A 16448-nucleotide genomic window follows, 5' to 3' on the forward strand; every position below is an offset into this window, starting at 1 on the left:
CCACCCGATCCCATCCCGAACTCGGCCGTGAAACCCGACTGCGCCAATGGTACTACTGCTCAAGCAGTGGAAGAGTAGGGCGTCGCCAGGCATTACAGTCCGCGTATACAAAAACCCATTCACAGTAGTCCCTCCACAACACCTCCGCGGGGTGGAGCAGCCCGGTAGCTCGTCAGGCTCATAACCTGAAGGCCGCAGGTTCAAATCCTGCCCCCGCAACCATACTCACCCAACACATCACCCCATACGAAACCGCCACGGCATAGCCGATGGCGGATTGGCGCGTTCGCGTCTTAGAGCGGTTTCCGATCAGGTTGGATCATTGGCACGGCGGTGATTTCGGTTCGGGGCAAGGCGCGCGAAGGGAGCGATGCTGAAGCATCGTAACCCACAAGCAACGCCGCCCGGATCGAAAGCGCCCCGCCGCGAAGCGGTCGCCCGTAGGGTGATGACGGTGGTTCAATCTGGTCGGAAACCGCTCTAGCGACGACGCCCGCCGCCCCTCGGCGGCAGGGCCGCTGGCGGATCCTGGCTCTCCGCCAATTCCACCACCTCGAATCTGTAGCCCACCCAGCCGCGCTTGCGTGCCGCTTCCGCCAGCGACGCGTCGTGGGCCATGGCTTCTTTCCGCGATTTCGCGTGACCCCAGAACACCTCCGTCCGGCCGCCGCCCAGATCGGCGACGATCCGCCAGTAATGGCTGAACGGGGCTGAGGTCGGGCCGATGGTCTTCACATAGCCGTCGGGCATCGTTGCGGTCAGATAGCGGGTCTTGCGGGCCATGGGCCCGGGATAGCGCAAAGCCGTTCCTGGGGGCAGATGCTTGACCCGCCCTGCCGATTGCCGCAATCAGAACGCGGCCGGAATATTCCGGTCGTGATCGCGCCGGTTTCCCCGAACAGGGGAATTAAAAGGGAACGCGGTGAGGGCGGGTGACCGCCCGAATCCGAGGCTGTCCCTGCAACTGTAAGCGGTGAGCGGACATGCAGGGACCGGTGTCGAGCCGGTCCAGCCACTGGGGCAACCTGGGAAGGCGCATGGTTCGCGATGACCCGTGAGCCAGGAGACCTGCCGGCGTCAGGTCGCTCATGCCGGGCCCAGGGGATGGCCGTGGCTAGGTCTTTTCCGACGAGCGACGCCAATGGTGGCGGAGGCGCATGGGTGGCCATGTCGAGTGCGGAAAGGCGTCCAGCGCGCATGGCATCCGGCCGTTCGAAGCGAACGGAAGGTCTCGGCTTGTTCGCGACAAGACGCTATGAGCAAATAATGTTATATCATCACATATCATCAAGCCGTGGTCTCATTCTTGTGGGTGGGGCCCTGTGGTCCTGCATGGCGATGCCCGCCTGGGCGCAGCAGGGGGGCATGCCGACCGGCACCGACGCCACGATATTGGTCGTCGGCACGCGCGACAAACCGGCCATGGACCGGCCCAATGCCACAGGCAGCCGATTGGGGCTGACCCCGCTCGAAACCCCCGCCAGCATCACCTCGCTCGACGGCGACCTGGTGCGCGCGCGGGGTGACCAGTCGATCGTCGAGGCCGAGACACGAGCCCCCGGACTGTCGAGCGTCGCCAATCCCGGCAATGGCGGCACCGCGCTGGCGGCGCGTGGCTTTTCCGGGCAGGGATCGGTCCTGCAACTGATCGACGGGGTCCGGCTGTTCCCGGCAGCGGGGACGATCACCTTTCCAACCGATCCCTGGATGGTCGAGCGGATCGACGTGCTGAGCGGCCCGGCGTCGGTGCTCTATGGCCAGGGCGCACTGGGCGGCGCGGTCAATGTGGTGATGCGCAAGCCCACCGCCCGGACCGAGGGACAGGCCGAGATCGGCTATGGCGCGCAGGACAGCGTCCGGCTGGCGGCCGGGATCGGCGGTCCGGCAGGGGCCACGCTGGGCTATCGGCTGGATGCCAGCTATCGCCGCTCCGACGGCTATGTCGACCGGGGGGATTCGCGCAGCTTCGCGCTGTCGGGCACGGTGAAATGGACACCCTCGCCACGGCTGGCGGTGACGATCCGCGGCGATCATGGCGACCAGCGGCCGGTCGGCTATTTCGGGACGCCGCTGATCGACGGGCGGCTCGACCCGGCGATCCGGACGCGCAACTATAATGTCGGGGACGGGCGGATGCGGTTTCGTGACGACCGTGCCTCGGTACAGGTCGACTGGACGCCGAGCGCGGCGGTCAGCGTCTCCAACATCGCCTATTATCTGACCAGCGATCGATTCTGGCGCAATCTGGAGAGCTATTGCTGGGTCGGTGCCAGGGGCGCGTGCGCCAACGGGGCGAGCGGTACGCCCGGCACGATCCGGCGGAGCGACAATTACGGCATCCGTCACGACCAGACCCAATGGGGCGACCAGGCGAGCGTGACGCTGCGCACGCCGCTGGCGTCGGGCATCGCCAATGCGCTGGTCGTCGGGGTCGACGCCAATCTGGTGCGCTTCACCCATGAGAACGACTTCGGATCGGACGCGCAGGTCGATGCGGTCGATCCCTTCGCCTTCGATCCCGGCCGCTTCCTGGATACGCAGGGGATCGCGCCGCGATACCGCACCCGCACCGTTGCGCTGGCGGTGTTTGCCGAGGATCGGGTGACGCTGGGGCCGAAATGGTCGGTGGTCGGCGGTTTCCGTTACGAGGAGGATCAGGTCCGCCGCTGGGCGATCGCCTATCCGGGCGGCACGCGGACCGATCGCTTCGCCTTTGAAAAGACCTTCCGCAACGCGACCTGGCGGGCGGGCATCGTGTATCAGCCGAGGCCGACCCTGTCGCTCTATGGCCAATATGCCACCGGCGTCGATCCGCTGGCCACGCTGACCACCGTGTCGAGCGGGCAGGTGCAGTTCGGCAACGCGAAGGGCAACCAGGTCGAGCTGGGCGCAAAGTGGCTGTTCCTGGGCGGGCGCGGCACCGCGACGCTGGCGGCCTATCGCATCGTCAAGACGGGGCTGCTGGCGCAGCGCACCCTCTCCAGCCCGGTCGAGCAGGTCGGCCAGCGCTCGGCGCAAGGGGTGGAGGCGGCGGTCTCGGTCGATCTGCCCCAGGGGTTCGGGATCGACGCCAATGCGACGATGCTGGATGCGCGGTTCGACGATTTCCGTTCGGGCGGCGCGGACTATAGCGGCCGGACGCCGCCCAATGTGCCCGAGGCGCTGGGCAATCTCTGGCTGCGCTGGGATGCCACGGCCCGCATGCAGGCGCGGGCGGGGCTGCGCTATGTCGGGCGGCGCTTCTCCGACAATGCCGATGCGTTTCGCATCCCCGGCTATGCGACGGTGGACGCCACCCTGTCCTATGCGCTGAGCCCGCGCATGGCGGTCGATCTGCGCGTCTATAACCTGTTCGACAAGGCCTATGCGGTCACCGCCTATGGCGATCAGCAATGGATATTGGGGCGTCCCCGCTCGCTGGACCTGGGCCTTCGTGCGACGTTCTGACGCGTCATGGGGAAGGGCGGCCGTCCGGTTCGCCTTTCTCGTCCATCGCTGGGCCGGGATCGCCGCCTGCCTGTTCTTCGCGATGTGGTTCGCCTCCGGGCTGGTGATGATCTACGTCCCCTATCCCGCGCTGACTCCTGCCCAGATGGCGGTCGGGGCGGAGCCGATCGACTGGGGCGGGGTCGAGCGGCCGCCGCCGGACGGCGCGACCGCGCGGCGGATCACGCTGGAGATGCGCGACGGCGTGCCGGTCTGGCGGATCGAAGGGGCGGAAGGCGAGACGCAGATACGCTCCGCCCGGACGGGGGCTCGCGTCGCGCCGGTCGATGCCGCCTATGCCCGCCGGGTCGCGGCGCGGTTCGCGGGGGCGCCGGTCGTCGCGGTCGCGCCCATCGGGCATGACCAATGGACCGTGGCGGGCGGCTTCGACCGGCACCGTCCGTTGTGGAAGGCGACGCTGGCCGATGCCGCCGGGACCGAGCTCTATGTCTCCAGCCTGACCGGCCAGCCGGTGCAGCGGACGACGCGGACGCAGCGTGTCTGGAACTGGCTGGGGTCGGTGCCGCACTGGCTCTATCCGACGATCCTGCGCCGCGACGGCGGGCTGTGGCGGCAGGTGGTGATGTGGGTGTCGGGGCCGTGCATCGCGGTCGCGCTGACGGGGATGTGGATCGGCATCCTGCGCATGCGGCTGGGGCGGCGTCGCTATCGTGGCGGGCGGGTGACGCCCTATCGCGGCTGGATGGTCTGGCATCATGTCAGCGGGCTGCTGGGCGGCGTGCTGCTGACCGGCTGGATCGTCAGCGGCTGGCTGTCGGTCGATCCGGGACGCGTCTTTGCCGGGGGCACCGCGCCGGTGGAGGCGATGCGCGCCTATGCCGGGCAGGCGGGCGAGCCGGTGGCGCTCGACCGGCTCGCGGCCATCGCAGGCCCGGCGCGCAGCGTCGTGTGGAGCGGCGATGGCGGATGGCGGCGCATCGCGATCGACCCGGCCGGACCGCATCCCCGCTGGCTGGATCAGGCGACGCTGGCCCCGGCCGCGCCGATCGATCGACCGGACGCCGCCGCCATGTTGGTGCCCGGCGGGCATGTGACGGGAGTGGCGCGGCTGGAGCGGCCCGGTTTCTACTGGACCAATACCGCCCGGTTGCCGGTGGTGCGGATGCGGTTCGACGATCGCGCGGCGACCTGGCTCTATCTCGACCCGATGAGCGGGGCGGTGGTCGAACGGCAGGACCGCGTCCGGCGGGCCTATCGCTGGGCCTATACGCTGCTTCACACCTGGGACTGGCCGTGGCTGACCGCGTGGCGGCCCGGCTGGACGGCGTGGATGTGGCTCTGGTCGATCGCCGGGCTGATCCTGTCGGTCAGCGGCGTCGTGGTCGGGTGGCGGCGACTGTGCCGTCCTGCGTCGCGCGGGCGGGTGAAAACATCGCCATCGGGGTTGGCGTAACCATGCCCGGCCGCTTAGATGGGCGGCATGTGGCAACTCTATCAATTCCCGCTCTGTCCCTTTTCGCGCAAGGTCCGGCTGCTGCTGGGCGAGAAGGGCGTCGGATATGAGTTGGTCCGCGAGTCGCCGTGGCAGCGGCGCGACGAGTTCCTCGACATGAACCCCGCCGGGCAGACCCCGGTGATGGTCGATGAGGAGCGCGGCGTGCTGCTGGTCGATTCCATGGCGATCTCGGAATATTTCGAGGAGACGGTCGAGAAGTCGGCGATGATCAACGGCACCGCCGTCGGCCGGGCCGAGATCCGGCGTCTGGTGACGTGGTTCGACACGCATTTCTATCAGGACGTGACCGGCCCGCTACTGCACGAGCGCATGGTCAAGCGCGTCGCGCGCACCGGCAGCCCGGATGCCAAGGGCCTGCGCGAGGCGATGAAGGCGGCGGTCGGGCATCTCGACTATACCGATTATCTGCTCGACCATCGCAACTGGCTGGGCGGCGCGACGATGAGCCTGGCCGACCTCGCCGCCGCCGCGCAGATCTCGGTCGCCGATTATCTGGGCGGCATCGACTGGAAGGGGCATGAGCAGACCGCGCGCTGGTATCGCGGGCTGAAGAGCCGCCCCTCCTTCCGCCCGTTGCTGTCCGAGCGGATGGAGATGGTCACGCCGCCGTCGCATTACGACAATGTCGATTTCTGACGCGCCCGCACCCATGGCCTCCGAGCGCATCGGGATCGAGGATTTCCTGGCGGTCGACATCCGCGTCGGCACCGTCATCGCCGCCGAGCCCTTTCCGGAGGCGCGCAAGCCCGCGATCAAGCTGACCATCGACTTCGGTCCCGTCCTCGGGGTCAAGCGATCCTCGGCGCAGATCACGCGGCATTACACGCCCGAGACGCTGGTCGGGCGGCAGGTGGCGGCGGTGGTCAATTTCCCGCCGCGCCAGATCGGGCCGATGATGTCCGAAGTGCTGACCCTGGGCTTTCCCGATGCGGAGGGGCAGGTGGTGCTGATCGGGCCGGATCAGGCCGTGCCCGATGGGGGGCGGTTGTTTTGAGGATTTCCCTTGGCCTTCGACTACGCTCAGGCTGAACGGGCTGTGGGGGCCGGGACCGGATACAGACATCCGTTCAGGCTGAGCGAAGTCGAAGCCCACGCCCCACCCGCTGTTAGCCTTAACATTATCCCTTGCGCCCCACGCCCCGAAGCGTACCATCCCCGTCCGACCGTAGGGACATAACCCACGGAGGACAGGAGGGGATATGAAGTCCAAACGCTGGGGCCGCCATGCGCTGGCCGCTTTGCTAACGCTCTCGGTGGCGGTGCCCGCCTTCGCGCAGAGCGACAAGATGGTGCCGATCGCCATCCCCGCTCAGCCGGGTGCCATTGCGCTGAACACCGGCCCCTTGCCCGGTGCGAAGAACAAGGAAAGCTGGCACAGCCAATATGACAGCGTCTTCGCGCGCAACGTGACGCAAGCGACGCTGACCCCCTTCCTCCCCGATCCCGCCAAGGCGACCGGCGCGGCGGTGATCGTCGCGCCCGGCGGCGGTTTCCGCACGCTGTCGATGCAGAATGAGGGCTGGGACGTCGCCAAGGCGCTGGCCGATCGCGGCATCGCCGCCTTCGTCCTGAAATACCGGCTGAACCAGACGCCCGCCGATATGGGCGAATTCGAAAAGTCGATGGCGGCGATGTTCTCCAGCGTGGCGCGACCCGCCGCGCGGCCCAGTCCCGAAGAGGCGCTGAAAGGCCTGGCCCCCCAGATCGCAGACTCGCGCGCCGCCTTCGCCCTGGTCCGCCAGCGCGCGAACGCGTGGAAGGTCGACCCCAACCGGATCGGCATGGTCGGCTTTTCGGCGGGTGCGATGCTGACCGTCGCGACGGTGCTCGACGGTCAGGCCAGGCCCGCCTTTGTCGGCGACATCTATGGCCCGCTCCAGCCGATGACGGTCCCGGCCGACGCGCCGCCGATGTTCGCCGCGATCGCCGCCGACGATCCGCTGTTCGCGGGCAAGGGCTTCGGCCTGATCGACCAGTGGCTGGCGGCAAAGAAGCCCGTCGAGTTCCACCTCTATGGCCAGGGCGGCCACGGCTTCGGCATGTATCCGAAGAAGACGACCAGTACGGGGTGGTTCGATGCCTTCTATCGGTGGATCGTGATGGAGGGATTTTTGAAGGCAAAGGCGCAATAAATTCCTCCCCTGCAAGGGGAGGTGGCAGTCCAAAGGACTGACGGTGGGGTGTCCCCGCCAGCGAGCATGCCCCTCCACCACCGCTTCGCGGCGGTCCCCCTCCCCAAGCACAGCTTGGGGAGGAATGGGATTATTCGATGCTCTTCGATGCCTGCTCGAACAGATCCTTCGACAGCCCCGGCGTGGCGATGATGCGCATCAACTCGGCGCGCATCAGGGCGGAGCGTTTCGCGTCGAATCGCCGCCAGCGGCCCAGCGGCGGCAACAGCTTGGCCGCCGTTTGCGGGTTGAGCCGGTCGAGCGCGATCAGCTGGTCGGCCAGGAAGCGATAGCCCGAACCGTCCGCCGCGTTGAGCGCGCGCTGGTTCATCCCGAACGCCCCGACCAGCGCGCGGGCGCGGTTGGGGTTGGCCAGCGTGAAGTCGGGATGCCCGGCCAGCCGCTCGACGATGGCGCCGGTGTCGCTGCGCGACGACAGCGCCTGGGTCTGGAACCATTTGTCCAGGACCAGCGGATTGTCGGCATAGCGCGCGTGGAAGGACGCCAGCGCCGCCTCGCGCTCGGGGGCGTCGGAATTGACCAAAGTGGTCAGCGCCGCCTGCCGGTCGGTCATGTTGTCCGCCCCCTCGAACTGCGCAAAGGCGAGCGCGGCGGCATCCTCCGCGCCGCTCGCCGCGATATAGCCGAGCGCAACGTTGCGCAGCCGACGCTGCCCCTTGGCCTCGGGCGAATAGGCATAGGCATCCTGCGCCAGCTCGGCATGGAGTCGCCGCCATTCGGGCTCCAGCGCCTGCCCCAGACGACGGCGAAGCGCCTCGCGCGCGGCATGGATCGCATCGGGATCGACCGTCGCCAGCTGGTCGCCGATGAAATTCTCGGACGGCAGCAGCACGGCCTCGGCCAGGAAGGCGGGCTCCAGCCCCTCCGCCGCCAGCGTGCGGGTCACCGCGTCGACCACGGCCTCGGCCCGCACCTCGCCATGGATCGTGCCCGCGACCAGCGTGTCGAGCATCAGCTGCTGCATCGCCTCATAGCGGGCGAAGGGATCGTCGTCATGCGCCGACAGGAAGGCGAGATCCTCCGCCGTCCGGTCGCTCTCGACCACCACGGGGGCGGAAAAGCCGCGATTGATCGACAGGACGGGACGCTCGGTGACGGCCTCGAAGGTGATCGTCTCGGCCACCTGGTCGAGCAGGATCAGCCGCTCGTCGGTCAGCGGGCGGCCCGTCTCCGCGCCGAACAGCCGGACCTTGAGCGGCAGGACCATCGGCTGCTTGACGGCCTGCCCCGGCGTGGCGGGGACGTGCTGGGCCAGGCGCAGCGTCGCGCGACCGCCGCCGGGTTCGTGCGAGAGGCCCGCCGAGACGCGCGGGGTTCCCGCCTGGCTATACCAGAGGCGGAATTGCGACAGGTCGACGCCGCCCGCCTCCTCCATGCAGGCGACGAAATCCTCGCACGTCGCCGCCGTCCCGTCGAAGCGGGTGAAGTACAGGTCGGTCGCGGCGCGGAATTTCACCGGACCCAGCATCGTCGCCATCATGCGGATCAGCTCGGCCCCCTTGTTATAGATGGTCGCCGTGTAGAAATTGCTGATCTCGATATAGCTTTCGGGGCGCACCGGATGCGCGAGCGGCCCCGAATCCTCGGGGAACTGGCTGGCGCGAAGCCCCCGCACATCCTCGATCCGCTTGACCGCCGCCGATCCCTGGTCGGCGGAGAAACACTGGTCGCGATAGACGGTAAAGCCTTCCTTGAGGCTCAGCTGGAACCAGTCGCGGCAGGTGATCCGGTTGCCCGACCAGTTGTGGAAATATTCATGCGCGACGACGGCGGCGATCGCGTCATAATCGTAATCGGTCGCGGTGTCGGGATCGGCGAGGATGTAGCGGCTGTTGAAGATGTTCAGCCCCTTATTCTCCATCGCGCCGAAGTTGAAATCGTCGACCGCGACGATGTTGAACACGTCCAGGTCATATTCGCGTCCATAGATCCGCTCGTCCCAGGCCATGGACAGCTTCAGCGCGTGGAGCGCATGGGTGGTCTTGGGCAGGTCGGCGGCGCGGACCCAGATGCCTAGGCGCACCTCGCGGCCGCTCATGGTGGTGAAGGTCGCGGCGTTGACCGCCAGGTCGCCCGCCACCAGCGCGAAGAGATAGGAGGGCTTGGGGAAGGGATCGTGCCACTCGGCCCAATGGGTGCCGTCGTCATTCTCGCCGCTGGCCACCGGATCGCCATTGGCGAGCAGCACCGGATAGCGCCCCCGGTCGGCGGTCATCCGCACCCGGTAGACGCTCAGGACATCGGGCCGGTCGGGGAAGAAGGTGATGCGGCGAAACCCCTCCGCCTCGCACTGGGTGCATAGATTGCCGCCCGAGGCATAAAGGCCCATCAGCTGGGTATTGTGGTCGGGCGCGATCGCCACCTCGGTCTCGACTTCATGGGCATCGCCGGACAGCGGCACGACCAGCTGTTCGCCCTCGATCCGCCAGTCGGTGACGGCCACGCCGTCGACCTTGACCGACAGCGGCACCTGCCCCGCGCCGTCCAGCCGCAGCGGCTCGTCATGCGCACCGTCGCGCACCACTGACAGGGTCGCGCGGACCAGGGTTTCGGCGGGGTCGAGCGCGAAGTCGAGCCGCGTGTCGGGCACGCGCCAGGCGGGCGGCGCATAATCCTCGCGCCGGATGGCGGCCGGGGTCATGCTGGGCTGGGCGGCGCTACGCTGGATGTCCATGACGGGAATATAGCCACGGCCACCGCATTGGACCACCATCGGCCGTACCCGAAAAAGCACAGGCCCGCGCCGTGGCCGGGGTTGATCGGGCGATATGGCCTGTTACGCCTGTGTCATACTTCTCTGGAAAGGTTCTGCATGTCGCGTTCGACGGCCCTTTTGCCGCTGCTTCTCCTGTCCACCGCCGCTGTCGCCCACGACCATGACCATCTGCACCTCCAGGCCGCCGCCCCGACCGCCTCGGCACCGGCGGCGCAGCGCAGCGCGGCCGAGCGCAATGCCGTCATCACCGCACCGCTGCCCGAGGATCAGGCCGCGATGAAGGCGCATGTCCTGTTCCTGGCCTCCGACGCGATGGCAGGGCGCGAGGCCGGGACGCGCGACTATGACATCGCCGCGCAATATGTGGCGGCGCAATTCTATGCGGCGGGGCTGCGGCCCGGCGGCGACCAGGGCGGCTATCTGCAGAAGGTGCCGCTGGTCGCGTACAATGTCGCCGACAAGGGCAGCGCGCTGTGGACGCCGGCGGGCGGCCAGCCGCAGGAGCTGGTCTTCGCCGAGGACTTCGTGCCCTCGCCCGTGCCCGACCGGCGCGAGACCAGCGTGTCGGCGCCGGTCGTCTTCGTCGGCTATGGCATCGACGCGGCGCAATATGGGCTGACCGATTACCGGAACGTCGATGTGCGCGGCAAGATCGTCGCCTTCGTCCCCGGCACGCCCGAGGGGCTGGACGGCGAAGCGCGCGCCTTTTTCGGATCGGCGGGCAACAAGGCGTCGCTGGCGGCGGCGAAGGGCGCGGTCGGCGCGATCCAGATCGACATGCCGCGCGCCGGGCCCCGCCAGCGGCCCTTCTCGACGCTGGCGCGCTATTATGACGCGCCGCGCGTGACCTGGGCCAACCCGGACGGCACCGCGCATGCCATGACCCCGTCGACCCCGGTGCTGGGCACCCTGTCGCAGGCGGGCGCGGCCAGGCTGTTCGGCAAGGGCTGGGACGCGGTGATGAAGGCCGCCGCCACGGCGAAGCCCGCCTATAAGCCGCTGACCGCCAGGGGGCAGCTGACGGTGGCGTCGAAGACCCGGTTCAAGCCGATGGACAGCAGCAACGTCATCGGCCTGATCCCCGGCAGCGACCCCAGGCTGAAGGACGAGGTGGTCGTCCTGTCGGCGCATCTCGACCATATCGGCACCAACGAAGGCGGCGATGGCGACCGGATCAACAATGGCGCGCTCGACAATGCGATCGGCATCGCCAGCCTGATCGAGGAGGCCAAGCGGTTCAAGACCGCCGCCACCCCGCCCAAGCGGACCGTGATGTTCCTGGCGGTGACGGCGGAGGAAAAGGGGCTGGTCGGCTCCGACTATTTCGCCAACCATCCGACCGTGCCGCTCAAGTCGATCGTCGCCGACGTCAATCTCGACATGCCGATCCTGACCTACACGTTCGAGGATATGGTGGTGTTCGGCGCCGACCGATCGACGCTGGGCCCGATCGTGCGCAAGGCGGTGGGGGCGATGGGCCTGCCGGTCGCGCCCGATCCGATGCCCGAGGAGGGGATCTTCGTCCGCTCCGACCATTTCCGCTTCGTGCAGAAGGGGATCCCCTCGGTCTTCCTGTGGCCGGGGCAGGCGGGGCCGGGCAAGGCGGCGGTCGAGGATTTCATGAGCCACCGCTATCACCGCCCCGGCGACGAGGTGGACCAGGGCATCGACTGGAGCCAGGGGCCGCGCTTCGTCAGCGTGAACTATGCCATCGCCCGCGAGATCGCCGATGCGCCCGAGCGGCCGGTGTGGAACAAGGGCGATTATTTCGGCACGCTCTACAAGGGGCCGATGGCGGCGAAGTGAGGGAGCAGGGGGAGTATGGCTTTTGCGGCCAAACTTCCCTCACGCCCGTTCAGCCTGAGCGTAGTCGAAGGCCAAGGGCCGCACCTTGGACGTGCACTTCGACTTCGCTCAGTGCGAACGGAGGTTAGGATAAATGGCGATCACGATGACGGGTGGCATTAAGGCATGAGTCGTCTCTTCGTCTTCGGCATGGGCTATGCCGCCGGTCATCTGGCGGCGCTGCTGGAAGGGCGCGGCTGGTCCGTTTCGGGCACCACCCGCGACGGGCGCGGCGGCACGCTCCGCTTCGACGACCGGGACCGCGTGGAGGCGCAGATCGCCGCCGCCACGCATATCCTGTCCTCCGTCCCACCCGAGGGCGAGCATGATCCGGTGCTGGTCGCTTACGGCGCGCACCTCGTGAAATCGGAGGCCTGGATCGGCTATCTGTCCTCGACCGGGGTGTATGGCGACACCGGCGGCGCGTGGGTGGACGAGACCGCGCCGATCGGCTCGGGCCGCCGCGCGGCGCGGGCGGTGGCGGATGCGGACTGGCAGGCGCTGGGCGCGCGGGTGTTTCGCCTGCCCGGCATCTATGGTCCCGGCCGCTCGCCGATCGAGCGGGTTCGCGGCGGTCGGGCGCACCGCGTCGGGCTGGCGGGGCAGGTGTTCAGCCGGGTGCATATCGCCGATATCGTATCGGGCGTGATCGCCGGGTTCGACGGCCCGGCGGGGGCCTATAACCTGGCCGACGATTTCCCCTGCGACCAGGATGCCGTCGTCTCCTATGCCGCCACGCTCGCGGGGATGCCGCCGCCGCCGCTGGTCCCGCTGGAGAGCCTGTCGGCGGCGGCGCGGGGTTTCTATGCCGAGAACCGGCGGGTGGCCAATGGCAAGGCGAAGCGGGTGCTGGGCTGGCGGCCCCGCTATCCCGATTACCGGTTGGGCCTGCGGGCCTTGAGCGCGATGACCAGCCCGGCGGCCGTCACCGCCGCCCCCGCGCCCGCCAGCAGCGACCAGCGATAGCCCTCGAACACCGTCGACAGGCTCATCGCGATCACCGGCACGATGACGCTGGAATAGGCCGCCTTGGCCGGTCCGATCGCGCGCAGCACGCGGTAATAGAGCGGAAAGGCCAGCGCCGAGGCGAACAGCCCCAGATAGAGGATGCCCAGCACATAGCCGGCGCGCATCTCGAACACCGGCGGGCCGTTCAGGCTATAGGCGATGATCGCGTCCAGCGCCGCGCCCGTCAGCATCGCGACGCTGAGCGTCGCATGCATCGGGAAACGCCTGGCGGTGTTGGTCGCCTGCATGACATTGGCGGTCGACGCCGACAGGATCGCGATCATGGTCAGCGCGATGCCGGTCAGCGCGCGCGCGGGCCCCGCCGGATCGACCCGCGCTTCGTGCACGAACAGCAGCGCCGCCCCCGCCATCGCTATGCCGGAGCCGACCAGCAACTGCCGCCCCATGCGCTGCCCCAGGAAGAGGCGCGCAAAGCCCGCATTGGGGATCAGCAGCATCGCGAACACCACCGCGACCAGCCCGGAGGTGATGTACGCCTCCGCCTGGTAGACGAAGTTGAAGTTCAGCACGAACTGGAACACCCCGATCCCGGCGGCGAACAGCCAGCCGGTGGTGCCCAGCCGGAAACTCTCCCGCCGGGCGAGCGCGAAGGCTCCCATGGCGAGCCCGCCGACGAGGAACCGATAGCTGACCGACCAAGTCGCGGGGACGACCGAAATCTGGTCGCGGATCACCAGCCAGGTCGATCCCCAGATCAGCGTGACGATGGCGAAGGGGATGAGGACGGCGGCGCGGGTCGAGCGGGGGGCCGTGTCGAACTCGCTCATAGCCGGGCGATCGCGTCGGCGAGGCGAACGGCCGCCTGCGCATCGGTGTCCCAGGCGGTGACGAGGCGAATCTCGCCCTCCGCCCAGTCGTAAAAGTCGAACCCCTGCGCGCGCAGGCTCGCGGCCTCTTCGGGCGTGACGCGCAGGAAGACCTCGTTCGCCTCGACCGGGTGGACCAGTCGCTCGCCCGCCGCGCCGCCCAGCCGCTCGGCACAGGCATTGGCCAGCGCGCCATTGGCGATCCACAGGTCGTTCTCGACCATCGCCAGCACCTGCGCGGCCAGATAGCGGCCCTTGGACATCAGCAGCCCGGCACGCTTGCGGCGGCGGCGGGTGACGTCGGCAAGGCCGGGCTTGAAGAAGACCAGCGCCTCGGCACTCATCGCGCCGTTCTTGACGAAGCCGAAGGATAGGGCCTCTACCCCCGACTGCCAGGTCAGCGCGGCGGGCGTGCAGCCCAGCCGCGCCACCGCATTGGCGAAGCGCGCGCCGTCCATGTGGAAGCCGAGGCCCCGTTGCTGGGCCAGCGTGCCGATCGCGGCGACCTCGTCGGGGTTGTATATCCGGCCATATTCGGTGGCGTTGGTGATCGAGACGGCGTGCGGCTGGACCCGGTGAACGTCGTCGGCGATGGCATCGATCACGGTCCGGATCGTGTCGGGGGTCAGCTTGGCCCCCTCGCCATCGGCCAGCATCAGCTTGGCGCCGTGGGTGTAGAATTCGGGCGCGCCGCCCTCGTCATTCTGGATATGCGAGTCGCGGTGGCAGACGACGCCGCCATGCGGCGGGCAGAGCGCGGCCAGCGCCAGGCAATTGGCGGCGGTGCCGGTGGGCACCCACAGCACCTCGACCTGCGTGCCGAACAGCTCGGACAATCGGCCGTCCAGCGCCTTCGACCAGCGGTCGCCGTCATAGGCGGTGTCCATCTGGTCGGCGCTGGCGATGGCCTCCATCACCTTGGGATGGATACGGGCGGCGTTGTCCGAGAAAAAGCGCATGGGTCAGGCGTTTGGGGGAGGCGGACCCATGCGTCAACACCGCTCCCCCCGGCCGGGCGTCAGTGTGGCGCAATGCCCAGTTCGACGCCCGTCTTGTCGTGCAGCGCGAAGCGGTCGACCAGGTCGGCGCTCGCCTGGTTATAGCCGATCACCTCGACCCCGGCTCCGTCGCGCCGCAGCCGTGCGACGATCTTGTCGAGCGCGCCGACCCCCGAAATGTCCCAGAAATGCGCCGCCGACACGTCGATCACGACCGTCCGGCCCGGCTCCGCTTGAAAGGCGCGGGTGAAGCGGTCGACCGAGGCGAAGAAGATCTGCCCCGTCACCCGGTAGCGCACGGTGCCCGCATCCTCGATCCGCTCGACCGCGAACAGGCGGCGGACCTTGCCCGCGAAGAAGATGCCCGACAGCAGCACGCCCGCCAGCACCCCCTGCGCCAGATCGCGGGTCGCCACGACCACCGCCACCGTGACCAGCATGACGACCGAGGAGGTCGGCGGGTGGCGGCGCAGGTTGGGGATCGAGTTCCAGCTGAACGTGCCGATCGACACCATGATCATCACCGCGACCAGCGCGGGCATCGGGATCCGCCCTACGACCGGGCCTAGCCCGGCCAGCAGGACCAGCAGCACGACACCGGCGGTCAGCGTCGACAGCCGCTTGCGCCCGCCCGAGGTGACGTTGATGACCGACTGGCCGATCATCGCACAGCCGCCCATGCCGCCGACCAGCGCGGCGGCGATGTTCGCCCCGCCCTGACCCATGCACTCGCGGCGCTTGTCGCTGTCGCTGTCGGTCATGTCGTCGACGATCTGCGCGGTCAGCAGCGATTCGAGCAGGCCGACGGCGGCCATGGTCAGCGAATAGGGCAGGATGATCCGCAACGTCTCGAAGGTCAGCGGCACGTTGGGGAGGGCGAGGCTGGGCAAGCCTTCGGGCAGGCGGCCCATGTCGCCGACGGTGCGCACCGGCAGGCCCAGGGCGATGCCGATCCCGGCCAGCACCAGGATCGCGACCAGCGGCGAGGGCACCGCCCTGGTCACGCGCGGCAGGAGGTAGATGATGGCGAGCCCGCCCGCGACCATCGCATAGCTGTGCCAGGTCACGCCGGTCAGTTGCGGCAGCTGCGCCATGAAGATCAGGATGGCGAGCGCGTTGACGAAGCCGGTGATGACCGAGCGCGAGACGAACTGCATCACCAGGTCGAGGCGCAATATCCCCGCGACGATCTGGATCAGTCCCATCAGGATGGTGGCGGCAAAGAGATAATCGACGCCGTGCTCGCGGACCAGCGGCGTGACCACGACCGCGACGGCGGCGGTCGCGGCGGAGATCATCGCGGGCCGCCCGCCGAGGAAGGAGATGACGATCGCAATCGCGACCGAGGCATAGAGTCCGACGCGCGGATCGACGCCCGAGATGATCGAAAAGCCGATCGCCTCGGGAATCAGCGCAAGCGCAACGACCAGCCCGGCAAGCACGTCGCGACGCGCCTCGCCGATGCTGGAGAACCATTGGGTTCGGTAGTTTGTAACAGTCATGGGAAAACCAGGATCAGGCGCATGGCAAGGCCGCTCGGCGGTTCGCGAGCGGGAAGGAAAAGCCATGCTGTCTGTTGTCCGGCGGATCGGCGGCCGGAATAGCCACCCGGAATTTCACCGGGTCCTTGCGAATGGCGCCGCGTTTAACGGGCAAGGGGCGGGCAGGGCAAGCCCCCATGTCCCATTCCCTCGGCAGCTCCGATATCCGCCTGTCAGAATCAAACGCCTTTAGGCGGACCGACATTGCGCCTTCTTCCCCTCTCCCCTGGACAGGGGAGAGGGTTAGCGAAGCTTGCCAGCCTGCTGGCTAGAGCAAATTCCGAGCGTCTTGAATCGATGGGGGATTCCCAAGCGGCTTGAAGTCTGATTCAAGATCGTCACCGGCGACAGGAGGCCG

General features: G+C 68.3%; 12 protein-coding genes, 1 tRNA gene, 1 rRNA gene, 1 riboswitch and 1 other annotated feature. Of the genes, 9 read left to right on the plus strand and 5 right to left on the minus strand.

Translation table 11 applies throughout. The annotated features are described in order from the left end of the window. Positions 1-91 (plus strand): 5S ribosomal RNA (rrf, locus tag ABIC44_RS19080); the annotation flags it as partial. Between the two features lie 54 nt (positions 92-145). Continuing rightward, positions 146-222, plus strand: a tRNA-Met gene (locus ABIC44_RS19085). A 258-nt stretch (positions 223-480) separates the two neighbouring features. On the opposite strand, the gene ABIC44_RS19090 is transcribed toward ABIC44_RS19085, so the two are convergent. After that, the gene (locus ABIC44_RS19090) at positions 481-783 is read right to left on the minus strand and encodes a hypothetical protein (protein WP_354296994.1); all 303 of its coding nucleotides are present in this window, start codon (positions 781-783) and stop codon (positions 481-483) included. Positions 784-869: 86 nt separating this feature from the next. Beyond that, positions 870-1090, plus strand: a riboswitch (cobalamin riboswitch). A 242-nt stretch (positions 1091-1332) separates the two neighbouring features. On the opposite strand from ABIC44_RS19090, the gene ABIC44_RS19095 reads away from it, so the two are divergent. The 5 genes from ABIC44_RS19095 (at position 1333) to ABIC44_RS19115 (ending at position 7095) form a co-directional block, all read left to right on the plus strand. After that, a complete protein-coding gene (locus tag ABIC44_RS19095) occupies positions 1333-3447 on the plus strand; it encodes a TonB-dependent receptor (RefSeq protein WP_354296996.1) in 2115 nt (704 codons plus the stop codon). After that, a complete protein-coding gene (locus ABIC44_RS19100; RefSeq protein ID WP_354296998.1) occupies positions 3434-4900 on the plus strand; it encodes a PepSY-associated transmembrane domain-containing protein in 1467 nt (488 codons plus the stop codon). Before ABIC44_RS19095 ends, ABIC44_RS19100 begins: the two co-directional genes overlap by 14 nt. Positions 4901-4927: 27 nt before the next feature. Further along, positions 4928-5599 (plus strand): glutathione S-transferase family protein, encoded by a 672-nt coding sequence (locus ABIC44_RS19105; RefSeq protein WP_042487586.1) that lies wholly within the window; start codon positions 4928-4930, stop codon positions 5597-5599. After that, positions 5586-5957 carry a tRNA-binding protein gene (locus ABIC44_RS19110; protein WP_354297000.1) on the plus strand — a complete coding sequence of 124 codons (372 nt, stop codon included), beginning with the start codon at positions 5586-5588 and terminating at the stop codon, positions 5955-5957. Before ABIC44_RS19105 ends, ABIC44_RS19110 begins: the two co-directional genes overlap by 14 nt. Before the next feature lie 205 nt (positions 5958-6162). Next, positions 6163-7095 (plus strand): alpha/beta hydrolase, encoded by a 933-nt coding sequence (locus ABIC44_RS19115; protein ID WP_354297002.1) that lies wholly within the window; start codon positions 6163-6165, stop codon positions 7093-7095. A gap of 130 nt (positions 7096-7225) precedes the next feature. Here the strand turns inward: ABIC44_RS19115 and pepN are convergent, their stop codons facing one another. Then, on the minus strand, positions 7226-9829 hold the full coding sequence (pepN, locus tag ABIC44_RS19120) for an aminopeptidase N (RefSeq protein WP_354297013.1): 2604 nt from the start codon (positions 9827-9829) through the stop codon (positions 7226-7228). A 138-nt stretch (positions 9830-9967) separates the two neighbouring features. Here pepN and ABIC44_RS19125 point away from each other — a divergent pair, with 138 nt between their 5' ends. Continuing rightward, on the plus strand, positions 9968-11677 hold the full coding sequence (locus ABIC44_RS19125; protein WP_354297004.1) for a M28 family metallopeptidase: 1710 nt from the start codon (positions 9968-9970) through the stop codon (positions 11675-11677). A 165-nt stretch (positions 11678-11842) separates the two neighbouring features. Then, positions 11843-12682, plus strand: a complete 840-nt coding sequence (locus ABIC44_RS19130) for a Rossmann-fold NAD(P)-binding domain-containing protein (protein ID WP_354297006.1) — start codon at positions 11843-11845, stop codon at positions 12680-12682. Here ABIC44_RS19130 and ABIC44_RS19135 read toward each other — a convergent pair. The 3 genes from ABIC44_RS19135 to ABIC44_RS19145 are packed head-to-tail and all read right to left on the minus strand — an operon-like array spanning position 12592 to position 16051. Continuing rightward, positions 12592-13512 carry a DMT family transporter gene (locus tag ABIC44_RS19135; protein WP_354297008.1) on the minus strand — a complete coding sequence of 307 codons (921 nt, stop codon included), beginning with the start codon at positions 13510-13512 and terminating at the stop codon, positions 12592-12594. The two genes, ABIC44_RS19130 and ABIC44_RS19135, sit on opposite strands and share 91 nt — an antisense overlap. Next, positions 13509-14510 (minus strand): threonine aldolase family protein, encoded by a 1002-nt coding sequence (locus ABIC44_RS19140; protein ID WP_354297010.1) that lies wholly within the window; start codon positions 14508-14510, stop codon positions 13509-13511. The genes ABIC44_RS19135 and ABIC44_RS19140 overlap by 4 nt, the downstream gene beginning before the upstream one ends. A 59-nt stretch (positions 14511-14569) precedes the next feature. After that, positions 14570-16051 (minus strand): SulP family inorganic anion transporter, encoded by a 1482-nt coding sequence (locus ABIC44_RS19145; RefSeq protein WP_354297012.1) that lies wholly within the window; start codon positions 16049-16051, stop codon positions 14570-14572. 72 nt (positions 16052-16123) lie between these two features. Then, positions 16124-16179 (minus strand) — a sequence feature (sul1 is cis-regulatory element that is thought to sense ions involved in sulfur or methionine metabolism; They are found in Alphaproteobacteria). Positions 16180-16448: the final 269 nt, after the last annotated feature.

The sequence above is a fragment of the Sphingomonas sp. 1185 genome (assembly GCF_040544655.1).
Taxonomy (GTDB): Bacteria; Pseudomonadota; Alphaproteobacteria; order Sphingomonadales; family Sphingomonadaceae; genus Sphingomonas.

Excerpts from the sequence above, each read along its gene's own strand:
- ABIC44_RS19090 (WP_354296994.1), bottom strand. The coding sequence starts at position 783 with ATGGCCCGCAAGACCCGCTATCTGACCGCAACGATGCCCGACGGCTAT.
- ABIC44_RS19095 (WP_354296996.1), top strand. The coding sequence starts at position 1,333 with ATGGCGATGCCCGCCTGGGCGCAGCAGGGGGGCATGCCGACCGGCACC.
- ABIC44_RS19105 (WP_042487586.1), top strand. The coding sequence starts at position 4,928 with ATGTGGCAACTCTATCAATTCCCGCTCTGTCCCTTTTCGCGCAAGGTC.
- ABIC44_RS19110 (WP_354297000.1), top strand. The coding sequence starts at position 5,586 with ATGTCGATTTCTGACGCGCCCGCACCCATGGCCTCCGAGCGCATCGGG.
- ABIC44_RS19115 (WP_354297002.1), top strand. The coding sequence starts at position 6,163 with ATGAAGTCCAAACGCTGGGGCCGCCATGCGCTGGCCGCTTTGCTAACG.
- pepN (WP_354297013.1), bottom strand. The coding sequence starts at position 9,829 with ATGGACATCCAGCGTAGCGCCGCCCAGCCCAGCATGACCCCGGCCGCC.
- ABIC44_RS19125 (WP_354297004.1), top strand. The coding sequence starts at position 9,968 with ATGTCGCGTTCGACGGCCCTTTTGCCGCTGCTTCTCCTGTCCACCGCC.
- ABIC44_RS19130 (WP_354297006.1), top strand. The coding sequence starts at position 11,843 with ATGAGTCGTCTCTTCGTCTTCGGCATGGGCTATGCCGCCGGTCATCTG.
- ABIC44_RS19135 (WP_354297008.1), bottom strand. The coding sequence starts at position 13,512 with ATGAGCGAGTTCGACACGGCCCCCCGCTCGACCCGCGCCGCCGTCCTC.
- ABIC44_RS19140 (WP_354297010.1), bottom strand. The coding sequence starts at position 14,510 with ATGCGCTTTTTCTCGGACAACGCCGCCCGTATCCATCCCAAGGTGATG.
- ABIC44_RS19145 (WP_354297012.1), bottom strand. The coding sequence starts at position 16,051 with ATGACTGTTACAAACTACCGAACCCAATGGTTCTCCAGCATCGGCGAG.